At 60.7% G+C, this 1,159-nt stretch carries 1 protein-coding gene; it reads left to right on the top strand.

The window, feature by feature from the left end; genetic code table 11:
• Nucleotides 1–198 precede the first annotated feature (198 nt).
• Nucleotides 199–1,137: an IS110 family RNA-guided transposase gene (locus NKJ67_RS35060; protein WP_127270070.1), complete on the top strand. Its 939-nt coding sequence runs from the start codon at nt 199–201 to the stop codon at nt 1,135–1,137.
• Nucleotides 1,138–1,159: the final 22 nt, after the last annotated feature.

Raw genomic sequence — 1,159 nt, 5'->3', positions numbered from 1 at the left:
GCCCCTTGTATCTGCACGAGATGATTATGTGCGATGGAAGCGATTGAGCCTCGGGCCGGATGGCCATCCGGCCCGAGGCTTGGCGAAGTCGCCCGCTGCCCCTCCGGCTACAACCGTCAATGAGCTTGGGATCTTCGCCTTTGTCACGCACGACCGAATAGTCGCTTGGCTCCAATCGCACGAACAAGGCAGGTTACCGTGAACAACATTATTTGTGGAGTTGATGTTTCGAAAGATTGGCTGGACGCCCATATCCGGCCGGGCGCTGCGTTTGCTCGCTTCGCCAACGACGCAGCGGGACTAGGCGAGTTGCTGGTGTTTTGCCGCGGCCATCGTGTCGAGCTCGCGGTTATGGAGGCCACGGGCGGTTATGAGCGGTTGGCCTTTCTGTGGCTTTGGGAGAACGGCCTGCCTTGCGGCATCGTCAATCCTCGCAGCGTGCGTCGCTTCGCCGAAGCAATGGGCACCTTCGAGAAAACCGATCGCATCGACGCGGCCGTGATCGCCCATTACGCGTCGGTCAAGCAGATCGTGCCGGCGGCGCCGCCCAGTCCCGCGCAGCAGCGACTGAAAGTCTTGGTTTCCAGGCTTTCCCAAGTCACCGGCGACATCACCGTCAACAAGCAGCGCAAGAGCGCCACCACAGACGCCGAGACGCTGGCCAGTCTCTCCACGGTGCTGACCTGCCTCAAGCGCGAGGAGAAGCGGCTGGCTGGCGAGGTGGCCTCGCTGATTGACGATGATCCGTTGTGGGCCAGGCTCGACATGACATTCCGCGTCTTCAAGGGCTTGGCTGACCGCACCGTTGCCCGTCTGTTGGCGGAGGTCCCCGAGATCGGCATCGTCTCCAACAAGGCCATCGCCAAGCTGGTGGGGCTCTCGCCTTTCGCCAATGATAGCGGCAAACGCGAGGGACCTCGTAATATTCGGGGCGGTCGCACCGGGCCGCGTGGCATTCTCTTTATCGTTGCCCGGCACGTCGCCAGGTACGATCCTCATCTGCAAGCTTTCGCCGAACGGTTGCAAAAGGCTGGCAAAACCAAAATGGTCATCCGCATGGCGCTGGCGCGAAAACTCCTCGTCATTCTCAATGCAAAAGCACGCGATGCGCGCATGGAGTTCGCCAATGCAACTTGACACCACAGATAGTCGCTCATTG

The organism is Mesorhizobium sp. M0088, from assembly GCF_040322895.1.
In the GTDB taxonomy this organism is placed as follows: Bacteria; Pseudomonadota; Alphaproteobacteria; order Rhizobiales; family Rhizobiaceae; genus Mesorhizobium.
This window is presented reverse-complemented; position numbering and strand designations above follow the sequence as displayed.